Annotated in this window: 20 protein-coding genes; 11 read left to right on the top strand and 9 right to left on the bottom strand. The window is 54.5% G+C overall.

Annotation, left to right across the window (positions count from 1 at the left end; translation table 11 throughout):
- Positions 1–4 precede the first annotated feature (4 nt).
- The 3 genes from WG891_RS05870 to WG891_RS05860 are packed head-to-tail and all read right to left on the bottom strand — an operon-like array spanning position 5 to position 2,994.
- Positions 5–1,006: a LacI family DNA-binding transcriptional regulator gene (locus WG891_RS05870; protein WP_337261885.1), complete on the bottom strand. Its 1,002-nt coding sequence runs from the start codon at positions 1,004–1,006 to the stop codon at positions 5–7.
- A gap of 57 nt (positions 1,007–1,063) precedes the next feature.
- On the bottom strand, positions 1,064–1,624 hold the full coding sequence (locus tag WG891_RS05865; RefSeq protein WP_337261884.1) for a HutD/Ves family protein: 561 nt from the start codon (positions 1,622–1,624) through the stop codon (positions 1,064–1,066).
- Positions 1,624–2,994, bottom strand: coding sequence for a formimidoylglutamate deiminase (locus tag WG891_RS05860; RefSeq protein ID WP_337261883.1), 1,371 nt, complete (start codon positions 2,992–2,994; stop codon positions 1,624–1,626). Before WG891_RS05860 ends, WG891_RS05865 begins: the two co-directional genes overlap by 1 nt.
- 176 nt (positions 2,995–3,170) lie before the next feature.
- Between WG891_RS05860 and hutC the strand changes: the two genes are divergently transcribed.
- The 5 genes from hutC to WG891_RS05835 all read left to right on the top strand — a co-directional run bounded on the left by hutC (position 3,171) and on the right by WG891_RS05835 (position 7,187).
- A complete protein-coding gene (hutC, locus tag WG891_RS05855; protein WP_156292388.1) occupies positions 3,171–3,926 on the top strand; it encodes a histidine utilization repressor in 756 nt (251 codons plus the stop codon).
- Between the two features lie 140 nt (positions 3,927–4,066).
- Positions 4,067–5,287: an imidazolonepropionase gene (gene hutI / locus WG891_RS05850; protein ID WP_337261882.1), complete on the top strand. Its 1,221-nt coding sequence runs from the start codon at positions 4,067–4,069 to the stop codon at positions 5,285–5,287.
- The gene (hutG, locus tag WG891_RS05845) at positions 5,284–6,084 is read left to right on the top strand and encodes an N-formylglutamate deformylase (RefSeq protein WP_337261881.1); all 801 of its coding nucleotides are present in this window, start codon (positions 5,284–5,286) and stop codon (positions 6,082–6,084) included. Before hutI ends, hutG begins: the two co-directional genes overlap by 4 nt.
- 276 nt (positions 6,085–6,360) lie before the next feature.
- A complete protein-coding gene (locus WG891_RS05840) occupies positions 6,361–6,606 on the top strand; it encodes a hypothetical protein (RefSeq protein WP_337261880.1) in 246 nt (81 codons plus the stop codon).
- A gap of 413 nt (positions 6,607–7,019) precedes the next feature.
- Positions 7,020–7,187, top strand: a complete 168-nt coding sequence (locus WG891_RS05835) for a hypothetical protein (protein ID WP_167370507.1) — start codon at positions 7,020–7,022, stop codon at positions 7,185–7,187.
- A gap of 70 nt (positions 7,188–7,257) precedes the next feature.
- On the opposite strand, the gene WG891_RS05830 is transcribed toward WG891_RS05835, so the two are convergent.
- The 5 genes from WG891_RS05830 to WG891_RS05810 form a co-directional block, all read right to left on the bottom strand.
- Positions 7,258–8,133 carry a nucleoside-specific channel-forming protein Tsx gene (locus WG891_RS05830; protein ID WP_337261879.1) on the bottom strand — a complete coding sequence of 292 codons (876 nt, stop codon included), beginning with the start codon at positions 8,131–8,133 and terminating at the stop codon, positions 7,258–7,260.
- Between the two features lie 366 nt (positions 8,134–8,499).
- Positions 8,500–8,772: a hypothetical protein gene (locus tag WG891_RS05825; RefSeq protein ID WP_076939879.1), complete on the bottom strand. Its 273-nt coding sequence runs from the start codon at positions 8,770–8,772 to the stop codon at positions 8,500–8,502.
- Positions 8,773–8,842: 70 nt separating this feature from the next.
- Positions 8,843–9,736 carry an aromatic amino acid DMT transporter YddG gene (gene yddG, locus WG891_RS05820; protein ID WP_076939878.1) on the bottom strand — a complete coding sequence of 298 codons (894 nt, stop codon included), beginning with the start codon at positions 9,734–9,736 and terminating at the stop codon, positions 8,843–8,845.
- A gap of 91 nt (positions 9,737–9,827) precedes the next feature.
- Positions 9,828–11,198: an APC family permease gene (locus tag WG891_RS05815; RefSeq protein WP_337261878.1), complete on the bottom strand. Its 1,371-nt coding sequence runs from the start codon at positions 11,196–11,198 to the stop codon at positions 9,828–9,830.
- 128 nt (positions 11,199–11,326) lie between these two features.
- Entirely contained in the window at positions 11,327–12,745 is a 1,419-nt protein-coding gene (locus WG891_RS05810; protein WP_337261877.1) for a glutamine synthetase family protein, read from the bottom strand.
- 238 nt (positions 12,746–12,983) lie between these two features.
- Between WG891_RS05810 and puuD the strand changes: the two genes are divergently transcribed.
- From puuD to WG891_RS05785, 5 genes are all read left to right on the top strand, one after another.
- On the top strand, positions 12,984–13,745 hold the full coding sequence (gene puuD, locus WG891_RS05805; RefSeq protein WP_337261876.1) for a gamma-glutamyl-gamma-aminobutyrate hydrolase: 762 nt from the start codon (positions 12,984–12,986) through the stop codon (positions 13,743–13,745).
- Positions 13,742–14,299, top strand: a complete 558-nt coding sequence (puuR, locus tag WG891_RS05800) for an HTH-type transcriptional regulator PuuR (protein WP_156292392.1) — start codon at positions 13,742–13,744, stop codon at positions 14,297–14,299. Before puuD ends, puuR begins: the two co-directional genes overlap by 4 nt.
- 15 nt (positions 14,300–14,314) lie before the next feature.
- The gene (gene puuC / locus WG891_RS05795) at positions 14,315–15,811 is read left to right on the top strand and encodes an aldehyde dehydrogenase PuuC (RefSeq protein ID WP_337261875.1); all 1,497 of its coding nucleotides are present in this window, start codon (positions 14,315–14,317) and stop codon (positions 15,809–15,811) included.
- 10 nt (positions 15,812–15,821) lie between these two features.
- Positions 15,822–17,102: an NAD(P)/FAD-dependent oxidoreductase gene (locus WG891_RS05790; RefSeq protein ID WP_337261874.1), complete on the top strand. Its 1,281-nt coding sequence runs from the start codon at positions 15,822–15,824 to the stop codon at positions 17,100–17,102.
- A 378-nt stretch (positions 17,103–17,480) separates the two neighbouring features.
- Positions 17,481–17,645, top strand: coding sequence for a YnfU family zinc-binding protein (locus tag WG891_RS05785; RefSeq protein ID WP_337261873.1), 165 nt, complete (start codon positions 17,481–17,483; stop codon positions 17,643–17,645).
- Here the strand turns inward: WG891_RS05785 and WG891_RS05780 are convergent.
- Positions 17,593–17,895 carry a hypothetical protein gene (locus tag WG891_RS05780; RefSeq protein ID WP_337262006.1) on the bottom strand — a complete coding sequence of 101 codons (303 nt, stop codon included), beginning with the start codon at positions 17,893–17,895 and terminating at the stop codon, positions 17,593–17,595. The genes WG891_RS05785 and WG891_RS05780 overlap by 53 nt on opposite strands.
- Positions 17,896–18,166: 271 nt before the next feature.
- On the opposite strand from WG891_RS05780, the gene WG891_RS05775 reads away from it, so the two are divergent.
- Complete coding sequence (locus WG891_RS05775) at positions 18,167–18,544, top strand: DUF4354 family protein (protein ID WP_337261872.1); 378 nt, start codon at positions 18,167–18,169, stop codon at positions 18,542–18,544.
- Positions 18,545–19,601: the final 1,057 nt, after the last annotated feature.

The raw sequence follows: 19,601 nt of genomic DNA, 5'->3' as shown, positions 1-19,601 counted from the left end.
ATTCTCACAGTGAATCGCGCAACAACAACGGGCAGGCAACCCGCACCGTTTCTTTATGCGTAAGTTGATTGATCAGATGTAATGCCGCCTGGCGCCCCAGCTCATAATGCGGCAGTTGTACGGTAGTCAATGGCGGTTGGAACAGTTCGCCGATCCCCACCATATTGTCATACCCCAGTACTGCCACCTGCTCAGGAATTTTCCAGCCCTGAGCCAGCAGGGTTTGATAGACCATAAACGCCACGCGATCGTTGCCGCACACCACCACATCGCAATCTTGCCAACCAGGGGAAAAATGCCGAGCTAAAAACGTGACGGTGTCACGGTAATGTTTATCACCACCGCTTAAATCCAAGTGATATTGGCGCAGTTGCCCCAACTCCCCCCCCGCTTCGCGCCAGGCGCGCTCCAATCCGCGTCGCCGCAGCCCCGCAGCCAAGGCGTTTTCTGGTAGTTGAATACACAGTGGTGCACGGTAACCACGGGCGATCAGCGCACGCATAGCGTCGTACTGGCCTTGTTCATCATCGGGAATATAGCTGGCGACCGCGTTTTCTGGGCTGACACAGTTGGCCAGCACCAGTTGCTGATCCAGCAGCTTGGCGGGAATAGTGACCTGGCGCAGCCCCATAGTGGTGAAGATCACCCCGTCTGGCCGATGTGCCAGCAGCAGGTCAACCGTCTGTTCAGCATCGTCGTCGGCAAACAGGTTAACCACAAAGCTGTTCCAGCCCTGTTCACGGGCGGTTTTTTCAATCGACAGGATCATGTCAACCGAGAATGGCGTTGTCGCCGTATCCAAGGCCAGCACGCCGAGAGTTTTCACCCGGCTGCTGTCGCCACGGATACGCCGTGCCGAAAGATCCGGCACGTAATCCAGTTGATCGATGGCCTGCTTTACCCGCTGGTAGGTATCTGGCCGCAGTTTACCGGGTTCGTTGATGGCGCGAGACACCGTCATCAACGATACGCCAGCGAGTTTAGCAACGTCTTTCAGCGAGGCCATGCGCCCTTCTCTGTCTGGGATAGAAAGCCTGATAATCCCATAACTTAAGCGCAGACTCTAGCGGGCAGTGATCTCTGCCCACAGCGCAACGGCCCCTTCGCGTGGCGAAAAACGCAGCGCACGCTGTTGCGGTTGCCACCAGCAGCCCTCGCGTTGCCCCAACCAACTGCCGTCCTCCAGTTGCCACTCGCCCTGCAACACGTACAGCACGCCCGCATGCCACGCCGGGGCGATCGTTTCCGCCGTGATACGCTGCACATCGGCGCTACAGCGTCCGCGCCGCGTCATAATATTGAAATCCTGGCTGTTGCCTCCGAGCAGAAACGCCTCCAGCGCCGCATCACCGGAAAAGGCGAACGGCTCCCCCACATGCTGCAAGCGGTGATCGATCAGGCCCGCACTGTGCAGATGCACGCCGTCGCCTTCCAGCAAAGTGATGGAGCGATCGATACCCTGGAAAGCCGAAAACGGGCCATCTTGCGCAATCGTCGCGATGCTGGCGCGCCAGTCAAAATCGGCCTTGCCCGGCGGCTGGCTGGTGATTTCACGGGTCTCACCACCGCCGTTGCGCCACGGGCTAACCAACAGGCTGGCAAAATCAAAACGGTTCAGGTTCATCATGCCTCCTGCTGGAAGGTTTTCAGCACTTGCAGAAACTCGGCGCTGCTTTGCTGTTGTAGCGCATGGCGCCCCTGTTCGATCACCTGGCTGCCAGCGACAAACACGTCGCGGATCTGTTCTTTACCGCCGGCAAACAGCCAGCGGTTGAGGATGGAAGCATCCGCTGCCGCCGCCAGATACGGATCGTCGCCGTCCAGCACCAGCCAGTCGGCGCGATATCCCACCGCCAGTTGGCCGATCGCCGTACCACAGGCCTGTGCGCCCCCCTGTAGCGCCTGTTGATAGAGCACATCGCCCACCGCCGGCTGTTCCGGCGTGGTCAGCCGATTACGGCGCTGATCGCGCAGCCGCTGACCATATTCAAACCAGCGCAACTCTTCCACCACGCTCAGTGAAACATGGCTGTCGGAACCAATGCCCCACCGCCCCTGGTGGTGCAGATAGCTATCGCCAGGGAAGATGCCGTCACCCAAGTTAGCTTCGGTGGTTAAGCACAGCCCGGCCACCGCTTTGCTACGCGCCAGTTGCTCCAACTCTTCACGATCCAGATGGGTGGCGTGCACCAGGCACCAGCGGCTTGTCACCGGCAAATGTTCATACAGCCAGGCAACTGGCCGTTGGCCGCTCCACGCCAGGCAGTCATTGACCTCTTTCTGCTGCTCCGCGATATGAATATGCACCGGCAAATGCTGCTCGGACGCAGCTAACACCTGCTGCATCTGGCCAAGTTCGACCGCACGCAGCGAATGGAAACACACACCGTGGTTCTGCAACGGCTGCCCGGCGAGCTGGCGGGCGATGGTCTGCTGCTGTGCCAGATAACTCTCCACATCCTGGATAAAGCGTTTTTGCCCCGCTTGCGCGGGCTGAGCGCCAAAACCGGCATAGCTATAGAGCACCGGCAGCAGCGTCATGCCAATCCCCGCCTGTTGTGCCGCCCGGCTGAGGCGGCCGGTCATTTCACCGCGATCGGCATAGGCTTTACCGTCTGGCGCATGGTGCAAATAATGAAACTCTGCCACCTGGGTATAGCCGCCCTTGAGCATTTCGATATACAGTTGACGGGCTATCACCTCAACCTGCTCTGGGGTTAAGCGCTGCACCAGGCGGTACATCAGATCGCGCCAGGTCCAGAAACTGTCTTGCGGATCGCCTGCCACCTCGGCCAACCCGGCCATCGCACGCTGGAAAGCATGCGAATGCAGATTTGGCATACCCGGCACCACGTCACCGTGCAAACGCTGACAGCCGGCAGGTTCGGCATTCGGAGTGATCTGGGTCAGTTGGCCGTGCGCATCAACATCGAGCCGCACGTTGTGAGCCCAACCGGATGGGAGCAGTGCGCGAGGAGCAAAGTAAGCAGGCATAGCAGTATTCCAAAGTAGGTGTAACAGCTAAGAAAGCGCGGCAGGCGCATACGTAAAAAATTTGTGAACCAATATCACTCATTGGGTGAACTGGCCCTACTTGTATATACATATACATATGCCGACATCAACAGTAAACTGATGTTATTATTTTTTTATTTGACGAGGTTAACGTCGTGGTAGATCAACAGACCGTGCTACAACTGGCTGCCGCAATGAGCGACACACCTGCCCCGATCTATCAACGGGTCAAACAAGCGATAGTGAGCCAAATTCGCGCGGGCCACTGGCAACCACACCAGCGCGTTCCCTCTGAAAGTGAACTGGTGGCCGAACTCGGCGTCAGCCGTATGACCATCAACCGCGCCTTGCGCGAACTGACCAGCGAAGGTTTTCTGATCCGCATGCAGGGGGTTGGCACCTTTGTCGCCGAAGCGAAAGCGCACACCGCCTTGCTGGAAGTGCACAACATTGCCGACGAAATTGCCGCGCGCGGCCACCACCACAGCAGCAAAATCCTGGAGCTGAAAGCTCGCCCGGCAAGCGATGAAGAAGCCACTGCGTTGGGTATTCAGCCTGGCCAGCCGCTGTTTTACTCGCAGATTGTGCATTACGAGAATGGCGTCCCGGTGCAGATAGAAGATCGCTGCGTTAATCCACTGGTAGCACCGGATTACATGAAGCAGGATTTCGATCAGGTCACTCCCTATATTTATCTGACCCAGGCCGCCCCGCTGACCGCCGGTGAGCACATCGTAGAAGCCGTGGTGCCCACGCGGCGCGAACGTGAACTGCTGCAGTTGGAAGACCATGAGCCGGGCCTGCTGATCCATCGCCGCACCTGGTCAGGCAAAACGGTGGTGACTTCCGCGCGTTTGCTGTACCCGGGCAGCCGCTACCAGCTGTTTGGCCGTTTTACTAATCAGGTCTGAACCTCGGCGGGGCAAGCTCGGCCCCGCTGCGCGCTTTATCACATTCTCATAACAAATTTTATCCCCTCCCTTGTCGCAGCCTGATGAATGCGCTAGCTTGGTCTTAATTGTATATACAACCATGTGGGAGCGGGAACACCATGACGTCTGAGATCCACTGCGACAGCCTGTGGCACGGCGCCGATATCGTCACCATGCGCGACGGCAAATATCACATCATCAGCAATGGCGCGATCGCCGTGCGCGACGGCAAGATTGTCTGGATGGGTGAAGAGGCCACCATGCCGGTGTTGGCGGCGGCTAAAACGGTGCGTTTTGACGGCGGGATCATTACCCCCGGCCTGATCGATTGCCACACGCATCTGGTCTTTGGCGGCAACCGCAGCGGTGAATTCGAACAGCGTTTAAATGGCGTAAGCTATGCGGAAATCGCCGCGCAAGGCGGTGGCATTATCTCCACGGTAAAAGCAACCCGTGACGCTGAAGAAACACAATTACTTGAGCAGGCGCTGTTTCGCCTGCGGCCGCTGCTGGCGGAAGGCGTAACCTGCGTAGAGATCAAATCCGGTTATGGCCTAACGCCACACAGCGAGCTGAAGATGCTGCGCGTGGCACGCCAGCTAGGCGAACAGTTACCGGTTGAAGTGAAAACCACCTGCCTGGCGGCGCATGCATTGCCGCCGGAATACGCCGGGCGGGCCGATGATTATATCGATCTGGTCTGCCAAACCATCATCCCAGAAGCGGCGGCAGCGGGCCTGGCGGACGCGGTAGACGCCTTCTGCGAGCATCTGGCGTTTTCCACAGCCCAGGTCGAACGCGTGTTTCAGGCTGCTGAACAGGCAGGTTTGCCGGTCAAATTACACGCCGAGCAACTCTCCGCCCTCGGGGGGAGCTCGTTGGCCGCGCGCCATCACGCCCTTTCAGCCGATCACCTTGAATACGCCAGCGCAGAAGACGCTGCCGCCATGGCCGCCTCGGGCACCGTGGCGGTCCTGCTGCCGGGCGCTTATTACCTGCTGCGTGAAACCCAATGCCCGCCGGTCGATCTGTTCCGTAAACACGGCGTACCGATGGCGATCGCCAGCGATGCCAACCCCGGAACCTCGCCAGCGCTGTCATTACGCCTGATGATCAATATGGCCTGTACGCTGTTCCGCCTGACGCCGGAGGAAGCGCTGGCCGGTGTGACGCTGCATGCCGCCAAAGCGCTGGGCTTGCAGGCAAGCCATGGTTCGCTGGAGGTGGGTAAGGTGGCTGACTTTGTTCACTGGCCGCTGGCCCGCCCGGCAGAGCTGGCCTACTGGTTGGGCGGCCAACTGCCCTGCACGGTGATTTTCCGAGGAGAAGTACGTCAATGATTCGCGATCCCTTTGAGTTCCAGAGCGGTAACCTGCCGCTGTTGATCAGCATCCCCCATGCCGGTACCCGGCTGACGCCAGCCGTTGAGCGCGGTTTGACCGACGAAGCGCGCCCGTTGCCGGACACCGATTGGCATATTCCCCGGTTGTACGATTTCGCCCGCAAGATGGGGGCCAGTATGTTGATCGGCAACTACTCGCGCTTTGTGATCGATCTTAACCGCCCTGCAGACGACAAACCGCTCTACACCACCGCTACCACCGGCCTGTTCCCGGATGTGCTGTTCGATGGCCGCCCGAGTTTCCTGCCCGATCTTGCCACCAGCAACGAAGAACGGGCGGGCTACCTACAAGCCCTCTGGCAGCCTTATCACCAGCAGTTGCAACAGGAACTGGCGCGCCTGAAAGCCCAACACGGCTATGCACTGCTGTTTGATGCCCACTCTATTGCTTCCGTCATACCGCGGCTGTTTGACGGCAAGCTGCCGGATCTCAACCTGGGGACCAACAGCGGTGCCAGTTGCGCCAGTGCCATGAGCGACCGGTTGATTGCCTGCTGTGAACAGCAACAGCAATTTACCCATGTGCTCAACGGGCGCTTCAAGGGCGGTTACATCACCCGTGCCTATGGCCAGCCGCAGGAAAAACAGCATGCGGTACAGTTGGAGCTGGCACAGGTCAATTACATGTCAGAACAGCCCCCGTTTGCATTCGACGCACTGCGTGCTGCGCCGCTACAGCGCCTGCTGCAGCAGATGGTTGAAAGCATGCTGAGCTGGGGTGAACAGCAGGCTTAGCCCTCTTTGAGCGTCGGTGCACCTGATGCGCCGACGCTGTTGCGCATCATCCATTACCAGCTTCCGATCGTTTTTCCGAATCTGTTGTTATCACTGGGATTTGTGTACTGCCTCGCAATGTTGACGGAAAGATAACGCCCCCATCAACACAGCGCACAAAACAGTGGCCTACGCGTGTTACCGTACGCGACAAAATCCGACGCGCTTCAGATCGGGTTCAAACCTGCGTATTCCGCTACCTGGAGCCAAACGGGAATCACCATCCGCTCGGCAACTATGTTTGACACCCCGCTCAACTGGCGCGCTGCGCAGGCCGTGGCCACCCGGCTGCTGGCCGACTGGCAAAGTGCAGGCAAACCCGGTGGGGCTATTACCCTGGTTGACAGCAGCCACACTCAAGCAGAGATCTCTGCGAGATTGGCCGATCGTATTTGCCTGTATTTTCGTGGTTACAGCGTGGATCTGATCGCCAACCGCAGCCGGGTATTAACCTTTAAATGCGACATCAGCGTGCACCTTTAACCTGAGCGCCAGGTGCCGTATTCTCACCCGCGGTACGGCACCTTATATTCACAGTGGTTATCAATACTCAAATGCTGAAAAAACACCCAACCCAAGCTACTGTTCATAAAAACCGAAGAAAAGCCGCAGGTTTCTCTTGCAGCAAAATAGGCCATCCAGTACCTTGTGGCAGTCACAAAAAGAGTTAGCGTGCTCTTTTTCGTTGCACCTCAAAATACCATTTTATGTTATCTAAAAATGATAATACGCATTATTTCCCGCCTTCCCGTGCGGGATTTCTTTTTATAGTCTATTGTTATTTTTCGTGCTTTTTATTGAGCTTTTATTAGTAATAATTTAAGTTTAATCTTCACAAACCTTAACCTCCCGCGGTGGCCAGGCTGGCAACGGGTGGGCGTTCAGGAGTTACAGCCATGCAAATGACCCTTATGGAATACATCACGCGATACTTCAATGGCGATCTCTATCGCTATGCACGATCTGAAGGGGTGAGCCGTGATCAAATACTCAAATGGATCAATAATGAGTGTTATGTCATCAAAGGGAAATTGGTCATGCCGGTTAAACATTTACCCGGCTGATTCGACATTGTAATGGACATAAAAAACCCCGTTTTAAACGGGGTTTTTTACTGTTTGATACCACGGAAAATCAGAAGTTATATCCCACAACCGCGTAGTAACCCCAGCCGGTAGATTTGATTGGGCCCTGCGGTGTACCGATATCAACCCCGTCCTGCCATTGACCACCGTTATGGAAGTAACGGGCGACGAACGAGTAATGCCAGTGATCGTAATTCAGCGCCAGCACGTGGCTGGAAGCGATAGAATTGCTGGTACGCGCCTGGCGGCCATTGACGCTAAAGTCGTTTTTACCCAGATCGGAGCCAAAGTCGAAGTTGGTGAAACCAATATAGTTCAGGTTCCCTCCCCACATCTGGGTCAGGGGCACAAAGTATTTCACTTTGAAACGATAGCCATCCCAGCTGTCTTCATTCGCAGCACCGTAATTCTGCCATTGGTATTTGGCATAAATGTTCATCGACAGGCTGATAGGCAAGCCCGTTTCGATATCCGTTCCCAGCCCCATATACCAGGTGCTCTGGCGTGATGCGCTGTTGCGGCCCATGTCATAGATATAGTTGTTGGCGAAATACCACTCTTTAAATGGCCCGAAGCTCAGATCGGCACCGGTCAGTTTGTCGATCGAAAAGCGTGGTTCAATCTCCATAAACAGCGGTGAGCCGTTGTCCCAGATACCCCGGTTAGGCGTATTGCCGGTACCAAAAAATTTTGGCACATCAACATAGCCGTAAAAATCCAGCCAATCCTTTCTGGTGAAAGCTTCATACTCCAGATACACGTCATTGTTCAGTTGCGGTCCAAAACGAGTGTGGTAACTACCTACCACGTTGACACTCTGGTGCCACCAATCAGAAACGAACTGGCTATCATTGCTGGCCGCCATTGATGATGTGCTGTAAGAGGCAGTGAGAAGCACACCTGCTGCGAGAGCGATTTTTTTCATTTTATTACCACATGCTGAAAGGGCGATTGCTGCCCGTTAGAAAGACGACAATGAGTCTGGTGTGACGAACGGCAGCTTACTGCCTGGACGCCGCGCGCATTATAGAAACCACCGGGTGTAAGAATCTGTGATCCAGTGAACTATTCTTCATTAAGGTAATCGATTGCTCTCTCGTTTTTAAAATTATTTTTCATTGAAATTCACATTCAATGTGACGGGCGTCATATACGGTGATTTTTAAAACATCATCAGCACGATTTGCGTACAGGCCTGAAAACTCACCCGGCGCCGGCTTAATGGCATAATAAAAAAGCCGACGGTTCAGGTCGGCTTCAGGTCGAGGGTAAACTCGGTTCAAACGGGAAGTTAGCGGGCGCCGAGAACCGCCTTGGCAATATTTTCCTGCCGGAAGACCACCTCGTCCCCCTGAGCAATTTCCCAACGCCCTACCGGAATGTCGGTTTTGGGTGCCGCGACCACCACTGATCCATAAATCAGCTTATCGTCACGGCGCAGAATAACCACATCCAACTGGTATTCATGTAAAAGATTCGCGGTGGTCAGGCGCACCATATCGCCGGTACTGAAGCTGTGCCCATCAAGCGCAGGTTGCTGAATAAACTGAATATCATTCCTCATTTTCACGTTCCTTCAGGCAGAACACCTCATTTGAGATTAGCTGAAATCCCTTGCTTCGCGAATCATCGGGTTAACCTGCACGCGTGGCACGCCAGCAAATCAGCGACCCCGTCGTGACCATCGCGACTCCTTGCCAGAAACTGAGGGTCAACGAAGTGCTCAGAACCACGGCGGCAAATACCGCCGACAGCACCGGCGTGAAGTAAGACACCGTGGCCAGTAAGGTCATATTGCCGTGCAGGATGCCGACATTCCATGCCGCATAACCCGCCCCCATGGCGATCCCGGCAGACAGCAACGCCAGGGTGACTGGCAGGGTGAAATGCATACCGCTTTCGTTGCTGAACGGATATTGCAGCCACAGGGCCAACGCAGTCAGCGTAATAAACAGCACCACCGCATTCTTGCCTTGGGCAATTCTCTTGGTAACGTTGCAATAAACCGCCCAAATCACCGCGCCGCTAAATGCCAGCGCATAACTCAGCGGGTTACTGCGCACATTCGCCAGCATTTGTGCCGCTGACCAGCCCCCATCACCGCTCATGATCCAACCAATGCCCAACAGTGACAGCAATAATCCTGGGATCACCCACCACCTGGCCTTCTGCCCGTTAAACAAGATCGCCATCAGCACGGTAAAGCAGGGCCACAGATAGTTGATCATCCCCACTTCAATCGCCTGCATACGGTTACTGGCATAACCCAACGACAGCGAAAGACAAATCTCGTACGCCACAAACAGCAGGCTGCCAACGATCAAATAAGAGCGGGGAAATTCACGCAGTTTCGGGATCCCCATCACCACCAGCAAAAACAACGTTCCCACGCTGTAGATCATCGCCGCGCCGCCTACCGGCCCCAACCCTTCGCTAACGCTGCGGATCAGGCCGACGACGCTGCTCCACAGCACAATAGCCAGCAGGCCAAACAAGGTTGCTTTATGGGATACGGATAACGCAGGCATCAGGATAGGATCCAATCATCGGTTTTTTCGGGGTTTCACTCTACTGGCCTGAAAGGCAAAAAGAAAGGCGGGATCGCCCCGCCGTAGAAGATTACTGCTGCGGTTGCCGCTCAAACTGCGGCGGCGGCTGGCGGAAACGACGGGTCAGGTACACCAGGTAAGCAAACCCCAGCGCCGCCCAGATCAGCCCCATGGTCAGCGAGCTTTTCTCCAGATTCAGCCACAGCACGCTGACGGTCAGCGCCCCAACCAGCGGCAGGATCAGGAAGTGAAAACGGTCCTTCCAGGTTTTGTTGCGCCCCTGGCGGATAAAGAAATGGCTGATCACCGAAAGGTTGACGAAGGTGAACGCTACCAGCGCGCCAAAATTAATCAACGCGGTCGCGGTCACCAGATCAAAGGACATGGCCGAAAGCGCGACCAGCCCCACCATCAGCACATTAAGCGCTGGCGTGCGCCATTTAGGGTGCACATAGCCGAAAAACCTTTCCGGGAATACGTTATCGCGCCCCATCACATACAACAACCGTGAGACGCTGGCATGGGAAGCCAGGCCGGAGGCCAAGGTATTAATAAAGGTGGTACAGAGGAAGATCGCCTGGAACAGTTTACCGCCCACGTACAGCGCAATTTCTGGCAACGCCGCATCGGGCTCTTTGAAACGTTCAATATTGGGGAAAAACAGCTGAATAAAGAATGATACGCCGATGAAGATCACACCACCATATAAGGCGGTTAGAAAGATCGCTTTCGGGATCACCCTGGCGGCATCCGGCGTTTCCTCACTCAGCGTCGTGACGGCGTCAAAACCCAGAAACGAGAAACAAAGAATGGTCGCCCCGGTAATAATCGGCACCAGATGGGCGTTTTCACTGACAAAAGGCTTCAGGCTCCATACCGTCCCCACCCCTTCGCCATTGTGCAAACCATGCACCACCAGGAAGATAAACACCACGATAATCGCTACCTGGGCCAGCACAAACAAGGTGTTGAAGTTGGCGACCACGTTGACGCTTTTCAGGTTGATTGCCGTCATGATCGCCACAAAGCCCACCACCCACACCCAGGGAGGAACCTCGGGGAACAGCGCGGTGAGGTAGATCTTCGCCAACAGCGTATTGATCATCGGCAGGAACAGATAATCCAGCAACGACGACCAGCCGACCAGAAACCCGACGTGCGGGTTAATCGCCTTTTGCGCATAGGTATAGGCAGAACCGGAGGTGGGAAACTGGCGCACCAGCTTGCCGTAGCTGATGGCGGTAAACAGAACTCCGGCGAGTGCCAGCAGATAAGAGGCCGGAACGTGGCCATCCGTGACGCCGGAAACAATGCCGAAAGTGTCAAACACCGTCATCGGCGTCAGGTACGCCAGACCCATCATTACCACTTGCCACAGTTTTAATGTTTTACGCAGTTGCGGTTTGCCCGCGCCATTACAGTCGATGGCACTTATCGTCATGGGATTTTCCTCACCGGCGTCCTGTACGCCAAGTTGGAAGAAAGAAGTCACCGCTGCGCACGGCTTCGCCGGGTCACAGGTAACCCGCGGGAATGCGCCGGGCGCGCGATGGGATCAGGCTGAACGCCTCAGGCGTTTTTCAGCATCCACTCGATTTCGGTTTCGGTGATCAGCCGTTCAAACTGCACCAGCTCATCGGTCTTGCAGGCCAGATAAACGTGGCTGAATCTTTCCCCCAACAGCGCATGCAGCACCGGTTGGTGTTCGAATTCATACAAGGCGTCGCTCTGGCGAATGGGGAACGGTAAACCTTCCTGCTCAAGCCCGTTGCCGGTCACGGGTTCAGGCAGCGGTAATGAGGTGTCGAGGCCGTAAACCATGCCCGCGAGGATCGCGGCCATCACCAGATAAGGGTTGGCATCGGCCCCCGCCACGCGGTATTCCACGCGGTGGTTGTCGCGATCGCCACAGGGAATGCGCAGTGCGACGGTGCGGTTGTTATGGCCCCAGGATGCCTGCGTTGGCACATACATGCCGGGTTGGAAACGGCGATAGGCATTCACATTGGGTGCCAGCAGCGCCATAGAGGCCGGCATCAGGGCAATCATCCCCGCCAGCACCTGCTTCAGCAGCGCCGAGTCTTCACCGTCGTCGTCGGCAAACACGTTGTTACCTTGATGATCCAACATGCTGATATGCACATGCATGCCGCTGCCTGCGTGCTCTTCATAAGGCTTCGCCATAAAGGTGGCCTGGATGTTGTGCTTCTCTGCCACCATACGCACCAGGCGTTTCAACGCCAGCGCATGATCGCAGGCCTGCAGTACATCGCTGGTGTGATGCAGGTTAATCTCAAACTGGCCGGGTGAGGCTTCCGCCACCGCGCCGTCGGCCGGGATCCCTTGCAGGCGTGCCAGTTCATCTATCTCGCTCAGTACGTCGGCAAAATGATTGAGATTATCCACCGAATACACCTGGCTTTGGGTGTTACGCTCCTGGGTTCCGGGGGCACACGGCGGTTGCAGATAACCTTCGGCATCGCGCTGACGATCGATGAGATAGAACTCCAACTCTACCGCTACTACGGGGGATAACCCGCGCTGACGCAAACGCTGCCACACCTGGTTCAGCACATTACGCGGTTCAACGTCAAAGGGAGTACCATCTTCATCCAGCATGGTGAGCAGTACCTGGCCGATATATTCCGGATCGGCCGCCGACGGCGTCAGGGTTCCGGCGACCGGAACGCAGATATGATCTGGCTCACCCAATTCTTGCCCTAACCCGGCCTCTTCCACCACGTTGCCAAGAATATCCATCGCGAACACCGAGGCCGGGAAGTAACAGCCTTTCTCCAGCTTGCTTAAGCCACCAACCGGGATACGTTTGCCACGGAAACTGCCGTTGAGATCGGTGAGTAGAACATCGACATGCTGGGTTAATGGATAACGTTCCAGATACTTCTTCACTTCGCGCTGGAACGCGCTACTTCGCCTTTCTTCGTTGTGCTGCACAAAGTTTTCCACTTCTACGATGTTGGTTTGCATGATTCACCCGTCATTGTGTTTGGTCTGTGGTTCTCACACTTATTGCCTTCGATGTTTATTGACCATCTTGCTCAATATAATGTCCACGAATGAAACATAGATGCAACAAAATTGTTTTGCAAGTGTTACTTTTGGTTTGAATATTGTCCACCTCGCTGCTAGATTTAGGTAATATTGAGCAAGAAAAGGCGATATTTTGATATATCGGTCATAATTTCGAACACACCTAGAGGTCATTATGGGCAATATATTTAACAGACCAATCATCGGCGTGGTGATGTGCAGGTATAGGTTAAACCAACACCTCACACAGACCTTGCAAGAAAAGTACCTGAATGCGGTTTTATCCGCTGGTGGGTTACCCATCGCCCTGCCGCATGCGCTGGCAGAGCCGGAAATGCTGGAAGAGTTAGTGCCGCATCTCGACGGCATTCTGTTGCCGGGCAGCCCCAGCAACGTGCAGCCGCACCTTTATGGTGAAAACGGCGATGAGCCTGACGCCGATCCTGGGCGAGATGAATTGAGCCTGGCGCTGATCCGCCTGGCGCTCAACAGGCGCATTCCCCTTTTCGCCATTTGCCGCGGTATGCAGGAAATGGTGGTCGCCACCCAAGGCACCCTGCATCGCCGCCTGTATGAGCAGCCTGAATTACTTGAGCACCGCGAAGATCACGATCTGCCGCTGGCACAGCAATATGCCCCTGCCCATGAGGTGATCGTTCAGGATGGCGGCTTGCTGGCGCAACTGCTGCCAGATTGCAACCGCTTCTGGGTGAACTCCCTGCACGGCCAAGGAGCCAAAACCCTCGGTCCCAGCGTACGCATCGAAGCACATGCCGCCGACGGGCTGGTGGAAGCCATCAGCATCCGCGATCAGCCGTTTGCGCTGGGCGTGCAGTGGCACCCGGAATGGAACAGTGACGAATACGCACTATCCCGCCTGCTGTTTGAGGGATTCATTACCGCTTGCCAGAATTATCAGAAGGAAAAACGCCTATGAGCGACGTCAGCTTGGCTCCGGGGAAACGCTTATCGCAGATCCGCCAGCAATTAGGGTTGTCGCAGCGCCGGGTAGCCGAACTGTCTGGATTAACGCACAGCGCTATCAGCACCATTGAACAGGATAAAGTCAGCCCGGCCATCAGTACGCTGCAAAAGTTACTGACGGTGTATGGGCTGTCACTGTCGGCTTTCTTTGCCGAACCGGAAAAACCGGATGAACCCCAGATCGTCATTAGCCATGAAGACCTGATTGAGATCGGCAGCCAAGGGGTTTCGATGAAACTGATCCACAACGGTGACCCAAACCGCACGCTGGCGATGATGATCGAAACCTATGAGCCGGGGACCACCACCGGCGAACGTCTTAAACATCAAGGGGAAGAGATCGGCACCCTGCTGGAAGGCGAAGTCATGCTGCAGGTGAACGGGCAGACCTATCACCTGCAGGCGGGCCAGAGCTACACCATCAATACCGGTATTCCCCACAGTTTCAGCAACACGTCGGCGCGGGTGTGCCGGATTATCAGCGCCCACACGCCGACCACCTTCTGATTAACGGAGCAAGGTATGGATTTCCACCACTTGCAGTACTGGCAACAACGAGCGCAGGCCCTGAAGATTGAAAACCGGCTGTTTATCAACGGCCGTTACCAACAGGCTGCCGCAGGGGAAACCTTTGCCGTAGACGATCCCGCTGCCCAGCGTGAGCTGGTGCAGATGGCACGCGGCAGCCAGGCAGATATCGATCTGGCGGTGAAGGCCGCCCGCGCAGTATTCGAGCGTGGCGACTGGTCACAGGCTGCACCCGCCCAGCGCAAAGCGACGCTGCTGAAGTTGGCGGCGCTGATGGAAGAACATCATGAACAGCTCGCCCTGTTAGAAACGCTGGACACCGGTAAACCCATCCGCCACAGCCTGCGTGATGACGTTCCCGGTGCCATTCGCTGCATGCGCTGGTACGCAGAAGCAATCGACAAAGTCTATGGCGAAATCGCCCCCACCGGCAACGATGCGCTGGCGCTGATCCAACGCGAACCGATCGGCGTGGTGGGAGCGATTGTGCCCTGGAACTTCCCGCTGCTGCTGGCCTGCTGGAAACTGGGCCCGGCGCTGGCGGCCGGTAACAGCGTGGTGTTGAAGCCTTCAGAGAAATCACCGCTGACGGCGGTCTATCTGGCCGCCTTGGCGCAGCAGGCCGGGCTGCCGGACGGCGTGCTGAACGTGATCCCAGGCTATGGGCATGATGCCGGTAAAGCGCTGGCGCTGCACCCGAACGTAGATGCCCTCACCTTCACCGGTTCCACCCAGGTGGCGAAGCAACTGATGAAGTATGCCGGTGAATCCAACATGAAACGCGTCTGGCTCGAGGCGGGCGGCAAAAGTGCCAATATCATCTTCGCCGATTGCCCCGATCTGGATAAAGCCGCGCAGGGTGCTGCCGCCGGTATCTTCTACAACCAAGGCCAGGTGTGCATTGCCGGTACGCGTTTGCTGGTGGAAGAAAGCATCCAGCAGGAATTCCTCCAGGCACTACGTAAGCATGCGGCGGCCTTCGAGCCCGGTAACCCGCTCGATCCACAAACCATCATGGGTACGCTCATCGACCAAGGGCATTGCGAAAAGGTGGTTGGCTATATTGAGCAGGGGCTGGAGCAAGGAGCCGCCCTGTTCCTCGATGGCCGCGAGCACAAGCAAGGCAGCCAGCCGGGCTATCTCGGCCCGACCATTCTTACCCAGGTAGACAACGCCATGAGCGTAGCGCGCGACGAAATCTTCGGCCCGGTGCTGGCGGTGACCACTTTCAACGGCGAACAGCAGGCGCTGGAACTGGCCAACGACAGCGAATATGGGCTAGGGGCCGCCGTCTGGACGCGCGATCTTTCCCGTGCCCACCGTATGGCTCGGCGGTTGAAAGCAGGCACCGTGTTCGTTAACAACTACAACGATGGCGATATGACCGTGCCTTTCGGCGGCTACAAACAAAGCGGCAACGGGCGTGACAAGTCGTTGCATGCCCTGGATAAATTTACCGAACTGAAAACCACCTGGATTTCTCTGGAATAAGGACTGCATCATGACTGAACACGTAAAAAGCTATTATGCGGCGACGGCCAATGCTCATCAGCCTTATCCGCAGTTGAATGAATCGATTGAATGCGACGTCTGTATCGTCGGTGGCGGCTATACCGGCCTGTCTTCAGCACTGTTTCTGGTGGAAGCCGGTTATAACGTGGTCGTGCTGGAGTCCGCACGTATCGGCTTCGGCGCCAGCGGCCGCAACGGGGGGCAGTTGGTCAACTCCTACAGCCGCGATATTGACGTGATTGAGGCGCGCTACGGTGCAGAAAGCGCCCGCATGCTGGGCAGCATGATGTTTGAAGGGGCCGATATTATCCGCAGCCGCATTAAACGTTACGCCATTGAATGCGATTATCGCCCAGGCGGCATTTTTGCCGCACTCAACAATAAACAATATCACGCCCTGATCGAGCAGAAGCAGAACTGGGAACGGTACGGCAATACGCAACTTGAGCTGCTGGATGGCGAACGGATCCGCCAGGAAGTGGCCAGCGATCGTTACGTCGGCGCCCTGCTCGATCACAGCGGTGGCCATATTCACCCGCTCAACCTGGCGCTGGGCGAAGCCGAAGCCATTCGCCTGCAAGGCGGGCGGATTTTCGAACAGTCGGCAGTCACCAACATCCGCCACGGCGAGCCCGCGCTGGTCAGCACCGCCAGCGGGCAAGTGACGGCGCGCTATGTCATCGTTGCCGGTAATGCCTATCTGGGTGACAAACTGGAACCCCGCTTGGCCAAGCGCAGTATGCCGTGCGGCACCCAAGTGGTAACCACCGAGCCGCTGGCACCAGAAGTCGCGGCCTCTTTAATCCCGCAGAACTACTGCGTGGAAGACTGTAACTACCTGCTGGATTATTACCGCATTACCGGCGATAACCGCCTGCTTTATGGCGGTGGCGTGGTGTATGGCGCACGCGATCCCGACGATATCGACAATCTTATCCGCCCCAAACTGCTGAAAACCTTCCCGCAGTTAAAAGGTGTCCGTATTGACTATCGCTGGACAGGCAATTTCCTGCTGACGCTGTCGCGCATGCCACAGTTCGGCCGGTTAGAAAATAATGTCTACTATATGCAGGGTTACAGCGGCCACGGCGTGACTTGTACTCATCTGGCGGGCAAATTGATTGCCGAGTTGATGCGTGGCGACGCCGAGCGCTTCGACGCCTTTGCCAAGTTGCCGCACCTGCCATTCTTTGGTGGACGTAACTTGCAGATCCCGTTCACCGCCATCGGCGCCGCCTACTATACGTTGCGCGATCGCATTGGTGTTTAAGCCGAGGAGCTCCTGACATTAGCCTGATTAAACAATCGACATTATGATCAATAATTGATCTTAATGATGGCTTAGGGAGCTTTTATACAAAAAAACTCATCATTGTGATGCAATATTGCATCGATATTTTGATGTACTGTCGTCTCAAAAATCATATAGTAAGCACATATCAAGGATCACCGATTTCCCTGGTGTTGTTGTACTTGCCCCTCACTCTTTGCAGGGGCTTTTTTCTTCTTCCTGGCGGATTGCCATTCCCTTCGATTTCAGCAGAATCAGGCAAGCTTCACGATTCCAATCCGTGCGTTGAACAATAGTGAGCTATCCCCTCTCGAACGGAGTACACTGCCTTCACCACACATCTACCCGGTGAAAGATATGTCTCTCCTCGATGCCCTCAAGATGTTCAGTGATACATCATCAGCCAATGTCACCTGCCCAAAATGCAATAAAGTTTCGCCGCAAAACCGCCAGAAGCTGAACAAAAATATCACGATGATCTGCCCTCACTGCGGGCATTATTTCCGTAAGAATGAAGACTAAAACATTGTTGCACGTTTTTTGCCGAGAATAGTCCTTTATCCTCCGCAGTCATATTTCCAAAATGCTGTTGCCCAAGCTGAAAGTTGAAATAAAGCAGCCAATGTGATGCCACCGACAGTCGTGCAAGAACGGTAACTGTTGGCAGCATCTTAGGCGCTGATTGGTTAATGTGAACGAGCCCTATCCCAATAAACATTAACCGTTCACCCTTATGCACTTTAATGATATTGCCATTGATAGAGATAGACACACCTAACCCGCAAAGATGGATTACGATTTGAATAGCCCCGATGTAGGCAAGTAAATATGACGGCCAAGCATTCAGCACAAGATGATATTATAACCAGAGGCGAAGGGCTTAATGCCCTGAAAAATAATATTGCGTAATATACTGTTCTCATAGCGCACCAGGGCAGAGAGCGGCGATTATCCTTGACCATGATCTGTTTATCAAGCATTTAGACTTAATACACTACTATCAATTTGCGCCCCTGTTAAAACCCACTTATTGGAATTAAAAAATGCAACTATCTCACTTAATTATTGCCTCTGCACTCAGCGTTTGTAGCCTGCCTGTTCTAGCGACCACTACTGCTTCCGTGGCCGTTTATGCGACTCAGCAACAGCAAGGCTCAGCCTCTATTGGCAACCATAGTTTTCATACCAAGGATTTTACCGTTTCGCTAGCGAACCTGTCTGACAAAAATATTGACCTGAATAAGCTATGCCTTCAAGCATTTGCTCCAGATGACAAAAAATTTAAGCTTGACACTGTGGATGAAACACTCACCGTAGGTATCTTAAAGCCCAAGGCGTTGGTTAAAGGATTAGCCACATTCTCGTCTTCTGATAACAGTGTCTATCAAGCCTCTTTAGTTAAAATAACGGATCAATGTTAACACCGACAACCGTAATAATAACCTGTTCGGGTCAGGTTGATTAGCGCCAACACGCGAAAAGACGCCTGAACATAATATTCCATTTTCTGATTTAGAAAGCTCGACACCATCGCAGGATATTTACAGTGAAAAGCAAAGCCTCTATTATAATTTTTCCCCTTGTCTTATCGGGCTGTTCTGCCTCATGGGAACCGATTGGAAATCCGCCAGTAACTCTGCAAAATGCACAGAATATTTGCCAGAGTCTCTCATTATCCCAATTTCCAATTAAGAATGAAGTCGCTACCAGAAGTGTTGAGAAACAAATTTCCATAAAATGTAAAGCTGGCGAGAATTGCGACAGTAGCGGTTATCGGTATGAAAAGAAATTAGGCGTTGAAAGCTATCCCCTTGACGTTAACAAACAGAGTAGGCGAGAAGCCTTCTCATCCTGCATGGAAAATAACGGATGGAAGAATACCAGCTGGTTATAAATCAGCCTATTTAAGCCTTGATAAAGTAGCAGCGTCGTTCTCTTCTTGTACAAGCGCGACATTGCTACTTGCAGGGTGCACATTCAGTTTGTTACTTAGCATTTCCTGCTGTTATGTTTTCTATAACTTCGAGAATTTTTTAACCCGACTTGGTTTTTAATCCAAAAATTGGTTTTATCAGCTGAATTTAACGAAAAATTTAGAATTAAATTCCAATGAAGACCGCGCAGCTTCTATCGTGCACAAAAGCCCTCGCCAGCGCCGAGATTCTTCGTGATTACACGTTCTTGCCCCCTCGCGGTATTGCACAAATGTCGTCAACCACCTTTACTTAAGGTGTACCACCCATCAAAAACTCAAGAAGGTCCTATGAAAATCATCGTTTGCACCGTTTTAGTCACCTTGCTAGTTGGCTGCTCTTCAGCTTGGGTAGCGGGTTCTGTCGGTAGCTCAGGTAATTCAAGTGCGACTATTGGGGTGGGTTCCAGTATCCGTCGTTGATTCTGCACGTGGCGATTACTGAGTAAAAGGCTGTATGGGCAACTTTTGGATTTAGTCACGATATATCTATGAGGTGTGGCAGA

Origin of the sequence: Serratia sp. MMO-28, from assembly GCF_037199905.1 — a bacterium.
Lineage (GTDB): Bacteria > Pseudomonadota > Gammaproteobacteria > Enterobacterales > Enterobacteriaceae > Chania > Chania oryzae.
The sequence above is the reverse complement of the archived record's forward strand: the minus strand, read 5'-3'. Positions and strand labels throughout refer to the sequence as shown.